Origin of the sequence: Methylocystis sp., from assembly GCF_050246715.1 — a bacterium.
Classification (GTDB): domain Bacteria; phylum Pseudomonadota; class Alphaproteobacteria; order Rhizobiales; family Beijerinckiaceae; genus Methylocystis.
In genome coordinates, this window is record NZ_JBFWVN010000010.1 from 15,564 (window position 1) to 31,845 (window position 16,282).

General features: G+C 63.7%; 14 protein-coding genes. 6 read left to right on the forward strand and 8 right to left on the reverse strand.

The window, feature by feature from the left end; all coding sequences use genetic code 11:
• Positions 1-104: 104 nt before the first annotated feature.
• The gene (locus AB7I51_RS05745) at positions 105-3,563 is read left to right on the forward strand and encodes an acyl-[ACP]--phospholipid O-acyltransferase (RefSeq protein WP_428403345.1); all 3,459 of its coding nucleotides are present in this window, start codon (positions 105-107) and stop codon (positions 3,561-3,563) included.
• Between the two features lie 205 nt (positions 3,564-3,768).
• On the forward strand, positions 3,769-4,671 hold the full coding sequence (locus AB7I51_RS05750; RefSeq protein WP_428403344.1) for an EamA family transporter: 903 nt from the start codon (positions 3,769-3,771) through the stop codon (positions 4,669-4,671).
• Between the two features lie 4 nt (positions 4,672-4,675).
• Here the strand turns inward: AB7I51_RS05750 and AB7I51_RS05755 are convergent, their stop codons facing one another.
• From AB7I51_RS05755 to AB7I51_RS05775, 5 genes are all read right to left on the reverse strand, one after another.
• Positions 4,676-4,930 (reverse strand): Txe/YoeB family addiction module toxin, encoded by a 255-nt coding sequence (locus AB7I51_RS05755; RefSeq protein WP_428403343.1) that lies wholly within the window; start codon positions 4,928-4,930, stop codon positions 4,676-4,678.
• On the reverse strand, positions 4,927-5,181 hold the full coding sequence (locus AB7I51_RS05760) for a type II toxin-antitoxin system Phd/YefM family antitoxin (protein WP_428403342.1): 255 nt from the start codon (positions 5,179-5,181) through the stop codon (positions 4,927-4,929). The genes AB7I51_RS05755 and AB7I51_RS05760 overlap by 4 nt, the downstream gene beginning before the upstream one ends.
• 145 nt (positions 5,182-5,326) lie before the next feature.
• A complete protein-coding gene (gene lepA, locus AB7I51_RS05765) occupies positions 5,327-7,132 on the reverse strand; it encodes a translation elongation factor 4 (RefSeq protein WP_428403341.1) in 1,806 nt (601 codons plus the stop codon).
• Positions 7,133-7,240: 108 nt separating this feature from the next.
• Complete coding sequence (locus AB7I51_RS05770; RefSeq protein WP_428403340.1) at positions 7,241-7,834, reverse strand: hypothetical protein; 594 nt, start codon at positions 7,832-7,834, stop codon at positions 7,241-7,243.
• Positions 7,835-8,032: 198 nt separating this feature from the next.
• Positions 8,033-8,305, reverse strand: coding sequence for a hypothetical protein (locus tag AB7I51_RS05775; protein WP_428403339.1), 273 nt, complete (start codon positions 8,303-8,305; stop codon positions 8,033-8,035).
• 212 nt (positions 8,306-8,517) lie between these two features.
• Here AB7I51_RS05775 and AB7I51_RS05780 point away from each other — a divergent pair, with 212 nt between their 5' ends.
• From AB7I51_RS05780 to AB7I51_RS05790, 3 genes are all read left to right on the forward strand, one after another.
• Positions 8,518-10,365, forward strand: coding sequence for a sensor histidine kinase (locus tag AB7I51_RS05780; RefSeq protein ID WP_428403338.1), 1,848 nt, complete (start codon positions 8,518-8,520; stop codon positions 10,363-10,365).
• 124 nt (positions 10,366-10,489) lie between these two features.
• Positions 10,490-11,149, forward strand: coding sequence for a peptidoglycan-binding domain-containing protein (locus AB7I51_RS05785; protein ID WP_428403337.1), 660 nt, complete (start codon positions 10,490-10,492; stop codon positions 11,147-11,149).
• Positions 11,150-11,196: 47 nt separating this feature from the next.
• Positions 11,197-11,538 carry a DUF1491 family protein gene (locus AB7I51_RS05790; protein ID WP_428403336.1) on the forward strand — a complete coding sequence of 114 codons (342 nt, stop codon included), beginning with the start codon at positions 11,197-11,199 and terminating at the stop codon, positions 11,536-11,538.
• Positions 11,539-11,566: 28 nt separating this feature from the next.
• Here AB7I51_RS05790 and AB7I51_RS05795 read toward each other — a convergent pair whose 3' ends face one another.
• Entirely contained in the window at positions 11,567-12,640 is a 1,074-nt protein-coding gene (locus AB7I51_RS05795) for a DUF2336 domain-containing protein (protein WP_428403335.1), read from the reverse strand.
• 139 nt (positions 12,641-12,779) lie between these two features.
• On the opposite strand from AB7I51_RS05795, the gene AB7I51_RS05800 reads away from it, so the two are divergent.
• A complete protein-coding gene (locus AB7I51_RS05800; protein ID WP_428403334.1) occupies positions 12,780-12,989 on the forward strand; it encodes a hypothetical protein in 210 nt (69 codons plus the stop codon).
• Position 12,990: 1 nt separating this feature from the next.
• Here AB7I51_RS05800 and AB7I51_RS05805 read toward each other — a convergent pair whose 3' ends face one another.
• Positions 12,991-13,515 carry a CAP domain-containing protein gene (locus tag AB7I51_RS05805; protein WP_428403333.1) on the reverse strand — a complete coding sequence of 175 codons (525 nt, stop codon included), beginning with the start codon at positions 13,513-13,515 and terminating at the stop codon, positions 12,991-12,993.
• Positions 13,516-13,556: 41 nt separating this feature from the next.
• A complete protein-coding gene (locus AB7I51_RS05810) occupies positions 13,557-16,229 on the reverse strand; it encodes a DUF3772 domain-containing protein (protein ID WP_428403332.1) in 2,673 nt (890 codons plus the stop codon).
• Positions 16,230-16,282: the final 53 nt, after the last annotated feature.

The following is a 16,282-nucleotide window of genomic DNA, read 5'->3' on the forward strand; positions in this document are numbered from 1 at the left end:
CATGGCAAAAAACTGGCCTTCGACGCTCATTGCAACGCGCCGGATTTGACCGATCCTTAAGGATCATCGGAGAAAATCTCGGCGCCTTTCCCGGAAGTTCCGACATGACGCAATCGCTTCTCGCTTCGCGGCGTTTCGCGCCTTTGTTCTGGCGTCAGTTCTTTGCGGCCTTCAACGACAATTTCCTCAAGAACGCCCTGGTGCTCTTGATCCTGGCGCATATGGCGGACAGCGGCGCGTCGCTCGTCACGCTCGCCGGCGCGGCCTTCATCGCCCCTTATTTTCTTCTATCGGCGATCGGCGGCGAATTCGCCGACAAATATGACAAGGCGCGCATCGTGCGCTGGCTGAGCATCGCCGAGGTCGCCATCGCCGGCCTGTCGGCGGCCGGCTTCCTCTTCGCCAATCTTCCGACGCTGTTTGGCGCGCTCATTCTGTTTGGCGTCACCGGCGCGCTGTTTGGGCCGATCAAATACGGCATTCTGCCCGACCATTTGACGCGCGAGGAGCTTCCGGCCGGCAATGCGCTCGTCGAGAGCGCGACTTTCTTTGCAATTCTGAGCGGCACGATCGCCGGCGGCGCGGCGCTGCATGCAGGCGACGGCGTGATACTCGCCGCTGGCGTGATGGGCGTCGCGTTTCTGGCGCTCGGCGCGGCCTGGCTCATTCCGCCAACCGGACGCGCCGATCCGAATCTGGCGATCGACGTCAATGTCCTGCGCTCGACCTACAGGCTGCTGCTTCATCTGCGCGCCCAACCTGAATTGAGGCGCCTCGCGGTCGTCACGAGCCTGTTCTGGCTTTTCGGGTCGATCGCCATGTCGCTCGCGCCCTCGCTGATCACTCAGACCCTGCATGGCGCCGAAATCGTCGTCAGCGTCCATCTGGCGCTGTTCGCCGTCGGCATCGCCGTGGGGTCGGGACTCGCGGCCTTCCTGCTCAAGGGCAAGATCGTGCTGCTGCCTTCCGCCGTCGGCGCCGCGCTCGTCGCCTTGGGATCGGCTGATCTCGGCATAGCCTTGCTGCTCTCGCCGACGCCTGCGGCGGCGACGGCGCTGGCGCCGGAAGCCTATTTCGCTCAGCCGCTCGCCTGGCGCACGGCGATCGATTTTCTGATCCTCGCTGTCGCCGGCGGTCTGATGATCGTGCCGTCCTTCGCCGCCATTCAGGCGCGGAGCGCGCCGCAGGAGCGCGCCCGCACCATCGCCGCGGTCAATGTGCAGAACGCCGCCTTCATGGCGCTCGGCGGCGTCGGCGTGGCGGCGCTGCAGAGCCTCGGCGTTTCCTTCTCGGCGATTCTGATTGGCGTCGCGGTTGTCGCGCTCGCCGCTTCGATCTGGATGCTCAAGACGGTCGTCGTTTCGCCGTTCCAGGATCTGCTGTCGATCATCTTTCGCGCCTTCTATCGTCTCGAAGCAAAGGGGTTAGAGAATTTCGACAAGGCCGGACCCAATCCGATCGTCGCGCTCAATCATGTGAGCTTTCTCGACGCCGCGGCGATTCTCGCGGTCATGCCGAAGGCGCCGGTTTTCGCCATCGACCTCGAAATTTCGCAGAAATGGTGGGTGAAGCCGTTTCTGAGATTCGTACGCGCCATTCCGCTCGATCCTTCAAATCCGTTCGGGACGCGCGCGCTCATCAACTCGGTCAGGGACGGCCATCCGCTCGTCATTTTTCCCGAGGGCCGGCTGACGGTCACCGGCAGCCTGATGAAAGTCTACGACGGCGCCGGACTGATCGCGGAAAAATCCGGCGCGATGATCGTGCCTGTTCGCATCGACGGCGCCGAAGCGACGATGTTCTCCCGGCTGACGCGCGAACAGGCGCGCCGGCGCTGGTTTCCGAAATTCACGCTCACCGCGCTCGAACCGGTCCGTCTTGCCGTTGACGAAGGGCTGAAAGGCAAGGCGCGGCGTATGGCGGCAGGCGCCGCGCTCTATCAGATCATGTCGGACCTCGTCTTCCGCACCACCAATATCGATCGCACGCTTTTCGACGCCGTGGTCGAAGCGGCGCGCGAACACGGACTGTCGCGCGGCGCGCTTGAAGATCCGGTCGCCGGCAAGGTCAGCTATCGCAGACTCTTGATCGGAACGCGGGCGCTCGCCGGCAAGATTGCGATGATCGGCAATCCGGGCGACGCGATTGGACTGATGCTGCCGAACGCCAATGGCGCGGGCATCGCTTTCCTTGCGGTCATTTCGGCCGGCAGAACGCCGGCGATGATCAATTTCACCGCCGGCACCGCGAATATTCTTTCGGGCTGCGAGGCGGCACAGGCGCGGACGATTCTGACGTCGCGCGGCTTCATCGAGAAAGCCAAACTCGAAAAGCTCGTCGCCGCGCTCGAAGAGAAAGTCGCGATCGTCTATCTGGAAGATGTCCGCGCGCGCCTCTCGCTTGCCGACAAATACGACGCCTTTCGCCGATTCCGTCGCGCCGTCGTCGCCCGCAAGCCCGCCGACATGGCGGCGATACTCTTCACTTCCGGTTCGGAAGGCGCGCCGAAAGGCGTGGCGCTGTCGCATAGAAACATGCTCGCCAATGCGGCGCAGGCGACGGCGCGCATCGACTTCGGACGCAAGGACAAGGTCTTTAACGTGCTGCCGATGTTTCATTCCTTCGGACTGACGGTCGGCTTTACGCTGCCGCTCATCTCCGGCGTGCCGATCTATCTCTATCCGTCGCCCTTGCATTATCGCATCGTGCCGGAGCTGGTGTACGGCTCAAACGCCACGATCCTTTTCGGCGCCGACACGTTTCTCGTCGGCTACGCTCGCGCGGCGCACGCCTATGATTTTCGCTCGATCCGCTATGTCGTCGCCGGCGCGGAGCCGGTGAAGCAGTCCACCCGCGATACGTGGTTGGAAAAATTCGGCATCCGCATTCTCGAAGGTTACGGCGTGACTGAAGCCGCGCCGGTGCTCGCGCTCAACACGCCGATGTTCAACAAATTCGGCACGGTCGGACGGCTGATGCCGGGCGTCGAACATCGGCTCGAACCCGTGCCCGGAGTCGCTGATGGCGGACGTCTGCTGGTGCGCGGTCCCAACATCATGATGGGTTATCTCAAGATCGATGAGCCCGGCGTGGCGCAGCCGCCGGAGAACGGGTGGCACGACACCGGCGACATCGTCACGATCGACGCCGAGGGCTATGTGACGATCAAGGGACGAGCCAAGCGCTTCGCTAAGATCGGCGGCGAGATGGTGTCGCTCGCCGCGATCGAACAACTCGCGGCGGAACTCTGGCCCGACGCGCTGTCCGCGGCGGGGACCGAGATCGACTCGCGCAAGGGCGAGCGAATCATTCTCGTCACGCAGCAGAAGGACGCGACGCGCGCCGATTTTCAGACCTATGCCAGATCGAAAGGCGCATCCGATCTGATGGCGCCGGCGGAAATCATGGTTGTCGAGCAGGTGCCGCTGCTGGGCTCGGGCAAGATCGACTTCGCCGCCGTAACCAAGCTGGTGCGCGAGCGCGGGCGCTATATTTTGTCCAATCCGAGACTGCCGAACGGCCTGCACGGGCGCATCGACGGGAACGCCGCGATTTCGGCGTGAACGAACAATGTCTCGGTTGTGAACGTCAAGCACGGGGCGCTCTGCACCCAGGAAGATCGGGTGAAGGGCTTCCTCATCCTGAGGAGCGTGCGCAGCACGCGTCTCGAAGGACGAGGAAGCCCGCTTTCGAGTATTTTTCCTCACCCGATTCCTATGGCTCTCCGCCAACTCCCGTTTTTGCGCGCCATGCGCTATAGCGCGCGCCATGGACCTCGCGCTTCTTGCTCTTCTGGCCGCGCTCGTCACCGCCCTTTGCCAGTCCGTCACCGATCTCGGCACCAAGGCGGCGACGCGGACGGCGGATGATCGCGCCATTCTCGCGACGCAATGGTGCGCGGGCGCGCTGCTGCTGATCTTCGCTTGCTTCGTCTCCTATCCGGCGCTCCTAAATGCGCCGCGCGAGACGCTGGCGTCGCTGACGAAGCCCGACTTCTGGACGCTGCTCATCTGGTCGGGCGCGCTCAATGTCGTCGCCTATGTGTTTTACATTCGCGCCTTTCGACTGTCGGACGCTTCGCTGGTCGCGCCGCTGGTGCTGCTCACGCCGGTGCTGATGCTATTCACCTCGCCGATCATGACCGGCGAACATGCGCCGCCGATGGGCGTCTTCGGCGTGCTGTTCACCGTTCTCGGCGTTGGCCTGCTCGACGTTGACCAGGAAAGCGGACGCCGCTTCAACTTCCATGTTTTTGCGCGCGACAAGGGCGCGCGGATGATGATGGGCACCGCGGTGATCTGGAGCGTCACCGCCAATATCGACAAGCTTGGCGTCAGGGCGTCGACGCCGCTCGTGTGGATCACGGCGTTGACGATCGTCATTTCGCTGTGCGCGCTGCTCTACTGGTTCGCCGGGCGGCGCGCCGCGCCGCGCGTATTCGCCCTGCGCCACGCGATCGCCGCGGGCTCGGCGATGGCTTTCGGCAACACCTTGCAGATGTGGGCGCTGACCGTGCTGTTCACCCCTTACGTCATCGCCATCAAACGCCTCTCGGCGCTCTTCACCGTGCTCGCCAGCGGACATGTGCTGAAGGAGGAAACGGGCGGCCGGCTGCTCGGCTCGGCGGTGATGCTCGCCGGCGCGGTGATGATCGCGCTGGCGCGGGGGTGACAAGTCAATAATGGTAGCGACACTGAGCAATCTGTAGCACGCCGTCTTCGACGCGATAAGCGAGGCGATGCTCGCGATCGATGCGGCGCGACCACCAGCCGCGCAGGTCGCCACGCAATGGTTCAGGCTTGCCCAGACCCTCGAATGGCGTCCGAGAACATTCTTTGGTCAACGCGTTGATGCGTTCGAGAGTTTTTTTGTCCTGCGTCTGCCAATAGAGATAATCGGCCCAAGCCCGTTCAGAGAAGACAAGCTTCATTCAACGAGCTTGCGCTCTTTGCCGCGCCCCGCGTCGAGTTCCTCGACCGCTGCGCGAAGGCGCTCGGCATTGCGCGGACTCTGCAGGAGATAGCTGGTTTCTTCGTAAGAAGCGAAATCTTCGAGAGGGATCAGCACGGCCGGCGGCTTGCCCTTATCGCGGGAGATGACGACGGGCTCGTGGTCTTCCGTGACACGATCGAGCGTCGCGGCGAGGTTTTTGTATAGGTCGCTCTGGGAAATCTTGCGCATCGAGTCATTTTACCCGTCATGGCCGGGCTTGTCCCGGCCATCCACGCCGGGACGTTGCGCTCCCTTCGCAGGAGTGGCGGCGGCCCAGTCGCGTGGATGCCCGCGACAAGCGCGGGCATGACGCGCGAAAGGCTCGGAAAAGTCCCTACTCCTCCATCTTCAGCGCGGCGATAAAGGCTTCCTGCGGAATCTCGACGCGGCCGAATTGGCGCATCTTCTTCTTGCCTTCCTTCTGCTTCTCTAAAAGCTTGCGCTTGCGGGTCACGTCGCCGCCGTAGCATTTGGCGGTCACGTCCTTGCGGAAGGCGCGCACCGTCTCGCGCGCGATGATCTTGCCGCCGAGCGCGGCCTGGATCGGCACCTGAAACATATGCGGCGGGATCAGCTCCTTTAATTTCTCGCACATCTGCCGGCCGCGCCCTTCGGCGCGGGTGCGATGCACCAGCATGGAGAGCGCGTCGACCGGCTCGCTGTTGACCAGAATGCTCATCTTGACGAGATCGCCGGCGCGATAATCGGTGAGCTGATAGTCGAAGCTCGCATAGCCCTTCGAGATCGATTTCAGCCGGTCGTAGAAATCGAACACGACTTCGTTGAGCGGCAGATCATAGACCGCCATCGCGCGCTTGCCGACATAGTTCAAATCAACCTGCACGCCGCGCCGATCCTGACAGAGTTTTAGGACCGAGCCGAGATAATCATCCGGCGTCAAAATCGTCGCCCTGATCCAGGGCTCCTTGATTTCCTCGATCTTCACCACATCCGGCATGTCGGCCGGATTATGCAGCTCGATCTCGTCGCCATTGGTGAGCGTGATCTTGTAGATCACCGATGGCGCCGTCGCGATCAGATCGAGATCGAATTCGCGCTGCAGCCGCTCCTGAATGATTTCGAGATGCAGCAGGCCGAGAAAGCCGCAGCGGAAACCGAAGCCAAGCGCCGCGGAGGTCTCCATCTCATAGGAGAAGCTCGCGTCGTTCAAACGCAGTTTGGCGATGGCGGCGCGCAAATCCTCGAAATCCGCGGCGTCGACCGGAAAAAGCCCGCAGAACACGACGGGCTGCGCCGGCTTGAAGCCCGGCAACGGCTCGGCAGTCGGCTTCTTGTCATCGGTGATCGTGTCGCCGACGCGCGTATCGGCGACCTGCTTAATCTGTGCGGTGATGAAGCCAACCTCGCCCGGCCCGAGCGCGGCGACATCCTGCATTTTGGGACGAAAGACGCCGATCTTGTCGATCTCATAATGGGCGTCCGTCGCCATCATTTTTATCTTCTGCCCTTTTTTGAAGGTTCCATCGAAGATGCGCACCAGCACGACGACGCCAAGATAGGCGTCGTACCAGCTGTCGACGAGAAGCGCCTTTAGAGGCGCCTTTTCGTCGCCGGCAGGCGGCGGCAGGCGCGTGACGATCGCTTCGAGAACGTCGGGAACGCCGATGCCGGTCTTGGCGGAGATGAGCACGGCGTCCGAGGCGTCGAGCCCGATCACCTCCTCGATCTGCTCCTTGATGCGGTCAGGCTCGGCCGCCGGCAGGTCGATCTTGTTGAGCACCGGCACGATCTCATGGCCGGCGTCGATCGCCTGATAGACATTGGCGAGCGTCTGCGCCTCGACGCCCTGCGACGCGTCGACGACGAGGAGCGAACCCTCGCAGGCCTTGAGCGAACGGGACACTTCATAGGCGAAGTCGACATGGCCAGGCGTGTCCATCAGATTGAGGACATAATCCTTGCCGTCCTTGGCCCGGTAATTGAGGCGCACGGTCTGCGCCTTGATGGTGATGCCACGCTCGCGCTCGATATCCATCGAATCGAGCACCTGCTCGACCATCTCGCGCGCGGCGAGCGTTCCGGTCTCCTGAATGAGCCTGTCGGCGAGCGTCGACTTGCCGTGGTCGATATGCGCGACGATGGAGAAATTGCGGATGTTTTCGATTTTATGGGCGGTCATGGGCGCGGGATAGCAGCGCCCGCCCCGGAAGGAAAGGGCGCGCCAAGCCGGGTCAGCGCGATTGCCTGCCCCCGGCTGCTGGAGCCGGCGCCGGAACTCGAAAGAAGCCTATTTTTTCTCCATCCGCGCCTCGAGCTCCGCCTTGCCGCGGTTGAACAGTTCGATCGCCTTGGGGACGGCCCAGCGCATGAAGGCGTCCGCCGCCTTCACCGCGATGCAGCCGACCTGGGTCGCGACGTCGACCGTCTTGTCGTACCAGGGCAAAGCCGGGCTATCGGCGGGAATCTTGCTTCTCACCCAGGCGACGCCCTTCTTGGTCTGTTGCGAGACCAGATTCCACAGCACGATCGCGGGATCGGACGAGGGCGCGGTGGCGATCGCATGGCGCAGCCGGTCGATCTCGGCCTCGGCCTCGTCTGCGCGGCGATTGGCGGCTTCGAGCTGCTTTGACGCCTGCAGCGTCTGCGCCGAGGCCTCGGTCTTCTCCGCCGCGAGACGGTCGCGCTCGGCGGTCATCGCGGCAAGACTGTCACGAAGGTCGTCGCGCTCCTTGGCGTAGGCGTTGGCTTTCGCGACGATTTCAGATTTTTCGAAAATCTGTCGATCGCGCTCCATGCGCGTCGCCTTCAACTGTTCCTGCAGATTGTTCACTACGGTGCGGGAAACCGTATCTTCAGGTTGCGACGAAGGTTCTTCGGACATGGCCGCCTCCTTTGGAGAGACATGGCTCGCGACGGGCGACCGGGTCGCACGCGAGCACGACGAAAATGGCCTCGGTGGCGGTTCGGCCTCAAAATCGCGCGCCAAGCGCGACCATGTTTAGTGTCAAAAAGCCGATTCGGCAAAATCGGATGCGGCGTCGCCGATTATTGCACAGCGCGTCGGCGTGGATTGACCGGCTCACTGCGCGCGACCGGCGGCCGATTGCAGTTTCTGGACGGCCGAAAGGCAGTCGCGCGGCGCCGCCAGACATTTGTCGCGCGCGGCGCCGGCGAGCGCATCGCCGCCGGCATGGATGAGCGACGCGACGTCCTCGACAATTCCGCCTGCCTTCCGCTGCTTCTCATGGCGCGCGACCGCGCTCTTTTTCGCGACCGGCGCATCGTCGGCGCGCCACTGCAACGCGACGAACACAAGAAGGATGCAGATGGCGCATTTGATCAGAAAAACCAAAATCGTCCTCTTCTCCGATGACGGCTTTCCGAAAGGATGTCGCTGTAGGGTTGCGCCTTGGTAAACGCCTGTCCGATTTTTGCATCATCAGATCGGCAATAAAATGCAAACCATGTCGACGCGTCGCCGAATGACTCGTGAGGTTTTTGCGCCGGCTTAGCGGCTGCTTAAGGACGCTCCTTTATCTCTTCCGGCGATGAGGAGCCTGCGTCTTGAGTAGCTTTGCCGACGACAGCCGATATGAGTCTCGCTTGAGCGCCGCAGTGCATGAGCGGGTCGCCGGACGACCGGTCGAGGAAGCGCGTCATCGCGCGTTCATCGTCGCGCGACTTGTCCTCGCCGGCTGCATCCTGCTCGCGGCGACGTTGTTTGTAATCTTCCACGGCGCGCCGACGGCGCGCGAGTCCGCGATCTTCGTCTTCGCTCAAATCCCGCTGATCTCGGTTGTCGTTCTGTCGCAGACGAGAGATTTGCGCATCGCTCGGAGCCTCTCGATCGGCGGCTGGCTTGCGACGGCGATTGCCGTCCGCGCGCTCATGCCGGGCTATGACGCAATTTCGGTGGCGCTGCTGCTCGTCGCGCTCATCGAGTCCGCGCTCACGCCGGAAATCGGCGTGGTAATCGTCATCGAAGTCGTCGCCATCGCCGTTCTCGCGCTGATCGCCGGCCAGAATTTGCGGGCGTCTCACGCACTGCTGACGGAACATGCAGCGGCGGCCGGCTTCCTCGCGGCGACGCTGCTGCTCTATGTCGCCGCGCTCGTCTACGGCGCCGTCCGCGTGGAGACGATCCGCGCTCGGACCGAAGCGCGCAGCGACCGGGATCTCATGCTTCTGACCGGGGCGGTCGGCGATATTCTGCTGCATCTCGATCGGGCCGGCGTCGTCAACGCGGTCATGGGCGAGAGGCATCGCGCCTTTGATCTCAATCGCCGAGATCTGATCGGGCGCGAGTTCATTCAGCGCATTCATGTCGCGGATCGGCCGGCTTTTCTGCAGCTCGTCTCCGATGCGTTTGACGGCAGGCCGACGGCGATTTTAGCCGTTCGCGTTCAGCTTGGAGTCGCGTGCAATCCTAGCGGCGGATTCGTCGAGCCCGTGTTCGCCTATTTCGAGGCGCGCATGCGCCGCGCCCCATCCGAGGCAGGCAATGGCGGGCCGGACGCCGTCCTCTGCGCCCTGCGCGACGCGAACGCCGGAATAGAAGCCGACATCGCCCTTGCCGCGGCTCACGCCGCCGCCGAGCGCGCACGCCCGAGCAATGTGCGCCTCCTCGCCGACGTGAGCCACGAATTGCGCACGCCGCTCAACGCCATCATCGGCTTCTCCCAAATGCTGGCGACCAACGAGATTTCGCCGCCCGAGCCCGCCAAACAGCGCGAATATGCGTCGATCATCAGCGACTCGGGGCGCCATTTGCTCGAGATCGTCAATTCGATCATGGACATGTCCAAGATCGAATCCGGCGTCATGGAAATCGAGCCAGAGTCCTTCGCCCTGCAGACGCTCGCCGATCAGTGCTGCGACATGATGCAGCTGCAGGCCGACCACTCGGGCGTGAGACTCGCGCGCGACTATGACGAGGCCCTTGGCGAAATCGTCGCCGACAGGCGCGCCTGCAGGCAAATCCTGATCAATCTGCTCTCCAACGCGGTGAAATTCACGCCCCGCGGCGGCGCCGTGAAACTGCGGCTGCAGGCCGACGGAGATCAGGCGATCATCGCCGTCGCCGACGATGGCGTTGGCGTCGCCCCGTGCGATCTCGCCCGTCTTGGCGATCCCTTCTTCCAGGCGCGCGCATCATCCGACCGCCGCCACGAGGGGACAGGCCTCGGCCTTTCCATGGTGCGCGGACTCGTGGGTCTGCACGACGGTTCGATCACCGTCGAAAGCGGACCTCAAGCCGGCACGACGGTTTCCGTACGCCTACCGCTCGACTGTCGCCAGCGTCGCGGCACCGCCGGCAGTCCGGCGAGAATTGAAGCGATTGCGCGTCCTGGCGGCGCGCCTGCGGCGGGCGCCCTCGTCGCAGAACCAGCAACGGTGAAGAAAATTGCCTGACGCTTCGCTCTACGCCTCGCGCTTTCAGTCTTCGCCCAGCGATCGCGCCCCGCCGCGCGACGCAAGGCGCAAGGGCCGCCGCTCCCTCCTCGCGCGCATGTTCGGGGCGAAACGGATCGGCGTCATGCTTATCCTCAGCATCGCCGCTGTGGCGGCGATCGGCGTGCCAATGAACGCGCTGTTTCTCCAGGACGGAAGACATCCGGCGCCGCTCTTTTCCGATCATCCCTCGAAGGCCGTCATGGTCGCGCCGAGGCCGCCAACGCGGCCCGCCGCGATCGAAGCTGCGCGAACTGAACGAGAGACTGGCGCTCAGCCGCGGCCCGCGCCCAAAGATTTGATCGCCAGCAAGCTCGACAATCTCAGCGCCAAAACCCTCGAAACCGGCAGAACCGAGCCGGCGAAGGCCGACTTGACGCGTAAAGCGGCCAAGACGCGCGACGCCATCGGCCAGTTGATACTCAGCAAGGCGCTGCCGGCCGCAGGCGCCGACAAGGCTGGAAAGGCGCCAAGTCCCGAGAAAGCCGATAAGGCGCCGAGCCCCGAGAAGGTAGAGAGGCCGACAAGCCCGGAAAATACCGCGTCGGTCGACAGAAGCGTTCTTTATGCGCAGCGCGCGCTCTTGAGGCTCGGCTATGTGGTGCGCGCCGACGGCGTTCTCAACGCCGCGACGCGTCGCACTTTGGCAAAATTCGAACGCGACGCCGGCCTTCCGGCCAAAGGCAAAATTACGCCTCAGCTTCTCAAACAGCTTGCGACGCTTTCCGGTTTGCCGCGCCCCTAATCGCCCGGGTTCGACAATGGCGCCGCTCAAGCGCTAATTTGCACGCTATGCGCCTGAGGTCCGACATATTCGTCGCCGCGCTGATCCGTCGCGCGGAGACGCAAGGCGCCGTCGCCATGCTGCGCCGGCGCGGCGCCGCCGAAGCGGGCGCGATCTTCGTCAAGCTCGATCGGCTGGACGGACGCGCCGCGGTCTATGGCCCCGCCCCGCAAACGGAAGAACTGCCGATCGGAGTCGATCGGCTATTCGCGCGGGTCCATGCGGACGACTGGCTTGATCCGATGGCAGCCGAGGAGCGGCTCAAGCGCGAGATCATGTTCGACCCCGACCTCTGGATCGTCGAAATCGAGGATCGCGAAGGGCGCGTCTTCGTCGACCTCGCCGCATAGTGCGCTTTATACTCGTGAGATTGCGTATTTAAGCGGACTGATCGAGTTTGCGCGATGGCCGCGGCAAGGATGGAGTCGTCGTTGCGCGTCGCCACGTCGGCCCGCCGAATTCATCCCGCATCGGGCGGCGAGAACTCTCCCCTTCCGATCGCGCGGCGCCGGTCATTGCGCCGACGATCCGCGCCGCCGCACGCTGCGGCGTCGACCGAATCAAGCCGATCAAGGCGCGCACGACGTCGCTATTGCGCCCGCCGTCTGGAAAGACGGAAAAAAGGATGCGCGTCGCGGATTCAAGCGGAACGCCGATCGCATTGAGTGAGAGCGCGAACGCTTCGCCGAGATGGTCGGAGACGATCGCGCGGGCGCGATCCTTGCGACATTCGAGCGCTTCGGAAAGGAGAGCGGCAAGGGCGCCGCGATCATGGCGTTGCGCGGCCTCTTCCATTTTCGCGACGACGTCGGCGTCGGCGCGAAGCGGCGCCTCATTCGCGCCGCTCGCCAATATCTGGCGACAGGTGCCGAGCGTGATGGCGATGCGCTCGAGGCGACTCGCTGCGAGAAAAAGCGGCTCCGGATCAAGATCGAGATCATCGCGGTCGAGCAGCATGCGCGCGAGCGCCCAATCGTCTCGCGCCGCCACGACCAGCGCGCGCCTCGACGCCGAGTCAAAATGCGCGGACAGATTGCCAGCGAGCGCGCGTCGCACTTGACCCTCGCTGTGCGAGGCGAGCGCCAGCATCGTCTCGCGATCGAGATCGCGTCGGCGGGCGATAGCCGCCGCGAATGGCGCAGGCCCGCGCTCGGCGATCGTGATCATGTCACGACGCGGCAGGTCAGGCGCGAATTGAAAGGCGAGCGCGGCCGCGGCGCCGCCCTTGTCGAACAGACGGCTGAAAATCGAAGCGGGCGTTTCGCGATGGAAGCAGAGCGGCAGCGCCGCGCGCGCCGCCGTTTCAGAGTCGACAATGTCAATAAGGCCGAGCGCGAGCTTTTCGAACTGCTGGATGTCTGCGGCCGGATGCATCGATCGCTCGACAAACTGGTCCACGGTCGCGCGAAGCAGCGACGCATCAACGATCTGACGCTGTTTATCGGCGTCCATTACACCATCACCGCTTGAACCCGCACGCTACTTGCAGAAATTTAGCATCCGGTCGTTGACGGAACATTAACCCTCGCCAATTCCTAATCGTCTGGACGGTTGATTCATCGTCGGCGGAAGAAACTTTGGAGGGTTCGCCATGGGGAAGGTCATCGCCTTCCAGCCCGGCGCCAGAGCGGCGCCGACGCGCGAAGGCGCGTTGCGGCGCGACGCCGAGATCCTATTCTTTCTGGGCGTGCGTTACGAGCGAATGGACGACGCGTGCTACGACCAAAAGCGGGCGTCGGGACCAGACTCCTGCGGCGCGCCCCCGACCCGCGGCAAGCGCCGGCGCCGAGCCCGCGCCTGACTCAGTCGGCAAGAACCAGCGCCCAATAGACCTTATATTTCGCGCGGGGCGCGTAAGCCGTTGCGATGCCCATGCGTTTCACCCGCCTATCCAGCATGCGCGCATTATGCGGCGCGGAATCGCGCCAGCCGGAAAAGGCTTCCGCCAGCGTGCGATAGCCCGCGGAAACATTTTCCACCGCCGCCGGCGTTTGCACGCCCACGCCGGCAAGACGGTCGCCGAGTTCGCCGCGCGCCGCAAGATCGCCGCTTTGCGCCATGTCCCGCGCCTGCGCCTCGGCGACTCGCTGAAGATTCTCGTCGAGCGTCAGGACGCCAAGCCCGCTGTTGCGCCGATAGAGCGAGATCATGTCGCGCGCCACAACAGGGTCAACGCGCGCGCCGGCGGCCGCCAGTGAGCGATACATCGTCGGCTCCGGCCCTGCCGCCGGGCGCGCCGGCTCGGGCGCGGCGTTGCAGCCGGCGAACATGCCGAGCGCCAAAAGAATTGCGACGCGAGGAGGTGGCGGCAGAGACATCATGCGCATCTCGCTCCCCATTCTTTGAGAAACAATGAACGCTTAAAAAATTACTTCGCCGGCGCGTTTTCGGAGCCGCTGGCGGTCTCCTTATTGGCGACGGATTGTTCTGGCTGCTCGCCTTTGCTCATGGCGCTCGCCAGATCAGCTTCGACCGCAAGGCCGGTCGCTGCGGCCGCTGCGGCGAGCTCCTCGAATTGCGGCATATGGACGATCGTCTGCGCCGCCGCCGCAGCCAGGCCAATCGAAATTCCGGCCTCGTTGAGGCGCTGGTAAAGATCGAAGTGCAGATCGCTGCGCACGCGGGCGGACCGCTCGACATCCTCGACATAGCACCACAGTTCGAATTTAAAGGCGTTCGCCTCCATGCCTAGGAACATCACCTGCGGCGCGGGAATCCGCAAAACGCCTTCCTGCGCGCGCGCGGTCGCAAGCAGAATGTCGCGCAATTTTTCCGGATCGACGCCGGCATGGGGCGAGATGGCGATCTTGATGCGGCCGACCTTATCGCCGCGCAGCCAATTCTTCACGACGCCAGTGACGAGATTCGAATTTGGCACGATCATCGTCGCGCGATCGAAGGTCTCGATCTCGGTTGAACGGACATTGATGCGTTTGACATAGCCCTGCTCGTCGCCGATCACGACCCAGTCGCCGACCCGGATGGCGCGCTCCCAGAGCAAGATCAGCCCGGAGACGAAATTGTTGACGATCGACTGAAGGCCGAAGCCGATGCCGACCGAAAGTGCGCCGGCGACGATCGCGAGCTTTTCGAAACCGAGCCCGACATATGACAGGGCGAGCGCCGCCGCGAGAATGAATCCGGCGTAACCAAGCGTCGCGCTGATCGAATTGCGCAACCCGAGATCGAGTCGGGTCAGCGGCAAGAACCGCGTGTCGAGCCAGCGCCGAAACCCCTGAATTGCAGCGAGCGCTGCGGCGAAAAGCAGCATCGCCACGAGCGCGCCCGATGGCGAAATTGTGACGTCGCCGATCTTGAAGGAAAAGAACGCCGAACGAATATTTCCCAGGAAATCGCCTGACTCGAAGCCGAGCGGCGCGATCGCCGCCAGCGCCGCCGCCAGGAAACAGAGCAGCACGCCAACGCCGGACAGCAGCACGGCAAGCGGCGCGAGTTGCCCGCGGCGAACGCCAAGACTGCTCATTAGATTGCGGCCGAGGAAACTTGTCGGCGCGAGCGCGGCCTCGACGCCGCCGCGCAAGAGCGTGACGACGACATAGAGAATCGCCAGAACCGCCGCAGTCCATCCGATCTGCAGAATGACGAAATTGGCGAAGGTGACGTAGCCGGCGCCGCAGGCGCCGACGAGCACAAGCGCCAGAAGAGCCCCAAAGAAGCGCGCGGCGCTCATCCAGTCGCGGCCCTCGGCGGTCGTAACAACGGCGCCGTCTTTGACTTCGGCGCGGCGCGGCAGATCAAAAAGCGCGATGACGATGAGTCCCGCAACGATCATCACGCCGAGCCCGCGCGTCACGATGACGAGAGGAAGTCCGGCCTGCACGGATTCTTCCAATTGCTCCAGGAAGCGCGTTGCGGAAAGAGTCAGCGCGGCCAGCAAGGCGAGTTGCGTGAGATGTCTGGCAAGCCGATCGCCAGGATCAATGAGCCGCCATTTGGGATGCGATGGAGCAAGAACCGCCCGCGCGATGGCATAGGTGAAGGCGACGCGCGCAACGCCTTCGACAAAGCGCCGCCAGATCGGTTCGAGCGCGGCGTCGATAAGATCGAAGGCGTCGAAGGCGAGGCTCAGAGCGCCGACCGCCGCGATCGGCGCCGCCACGATGACGAGCGCGGCCCATGCGGCGGCGGCCGCCTTTCGCAAGGGAGTGGGATGAGGCTCGTCGTCCGACCGCCGGGCGACGCGACGCGATGCGAAAAGCGCCAGGGCGACGCCGGCCGCGATCAGAAAAAGAACGGCGAAAAACTGCGTGCGCTTGCCGTTGTTGATGCGATCCAGGACATTGGCCGCTCGGCCGGAAAGAAAGCTCGCCGAGTCGCTAATGATTTCCGGCGCGCCGTCCAGCGCGGCGCGCCACAGCGACGGAGAGAACAGGCCGCTCGTCTGCAGAAACAGATTCTTCGCGAAGAGATCTCGCTGGCGGGCGACAATCGTCGCAGCAACCTGCCGCGCCTCGAGCAACATCGCGCGCGCCCGTTTCAAAGTCGCATCGATCGCGTCATAGAGGCGACGCTGATCGTCGAGTTCCTCATTGGCGCTGACGCGCGCCGCGGCGTCAGGAGATTCGGGTTCGCTCGACGTTGTCCCCGGCGCCGTGGCCGGCGGACCTCGTCCTGGCTGCGGCTTCTCGGCGCCGTGCTTTGCGGCGGGCTTTGCCGGTCTCTTGGGCTCCACGGGCTTTTCAGGCGCTTTCGGAGCCTCCTTTGGCGGCTCCTGTGGCTTCGCGGCTGCGGGCGCAAGTTCCTTCAAACGCGCGTCGACCGCCGCCAGATGCGGCGTCAGCTTGTCGATCGTGTCTTCCAGCTCATGCGGCAATGGATCGATACGCGCACGCAGATTGCGTAGCGCGACGTCGGAAAGATTGGGCTGCTCTAACGCCTTCTGAACTTCGTCCAGCGTCTCGCGCGCATGATCGAGGCGCGCGTTGAAATGTTCAATCGAGGCCGGCGCTTCATCGGCGCGCGGTCCCGGCACGGCGAATGTCGCAAGCAGAATGGCGATCAGGAGCGTCAGTTTGCGCACATGTTCTCCTTAAGTGGCGAGCCGATCGAATCGGTTTCGTGCACGCGAGCGAA

Coding starts and splice junctions, on each gene's coding strand:
- AB7I51_RS05745 (WP_428403345.1), top strand. CDS start 105: ATGACGCAATCGCTTCTCGCTTCGCGGCGTTTCGCGCCTTTGTTCTGG.
- AB7I51_RS05750 (WP_428403344.1), top strand. CDS start 3,769: ATGGACCTCGCGCTTCTTGCTCTTCTGGCCGCGCTCGTCACCGCCCTT.
- AB7I51_RS05755 (WP_428403343.1), bottom strand. CDS start 4,930: ATGAAGCTTGTCTTCTCTGAACGGGCTTGGGCCGATTATCTCTATTGG.
- AB7I51_RS05760 (WP_428403342.1), bottom strand. CDS start 5,181: ATGCGCAAGATTTCCCAGAGCGACCTATACAAAAACCTCGCCGCGACG.
- lepA (WP_428403341.1), bottom strand. CDS start 7,132: ATGACCGCCCATAAAATCGAAAACATCCGCAATTTCTCCATCGTCGCG.
- AB7I51_RS05770 (WP_428403340.1), bottom strand. CDS start 7,834: ATGTCCGAAGAACCTTCGTCGCAACCTGAAGATACGGTTTCCCGCACC.
- AB7I51_RS05785 (WP_428403337.1), top strand. CDS start 10,490: ATGCTTATCCTCAGCATCGCCGCTGTGGCGGCGATCGGCGTGCCAATG.
- AB7I51_RS05790 (WP_428403336.1), top strand. CDS start 11,197: ATGCGCCTGAGGTCCGACATATTCGTCGCCGCGCTGATCCGTCGCGCG.
- AB7I51_RS05795 (WP_428403335.1), bottom strand. CDS start 12,640: ATGGACGCCGATAAACAGCGTCAGATCGTTGATGCGTCGCTGCTTCGC.
- AB7I51_RS05800 (WP_428403334.1), top strand. CDS start 12,780: ATGGGGAAGGTCATCGCCTTCCAGCCCGGCGCCAGAGCGGCGCCGACG.
- AB7I51_RS05805 (WP_428403333.1), bottom strand. CDS start 13,515: ATGCGCATGATGTCTCTGCCGCCACCTCCTCGCGTCGCAATTCTTTTG.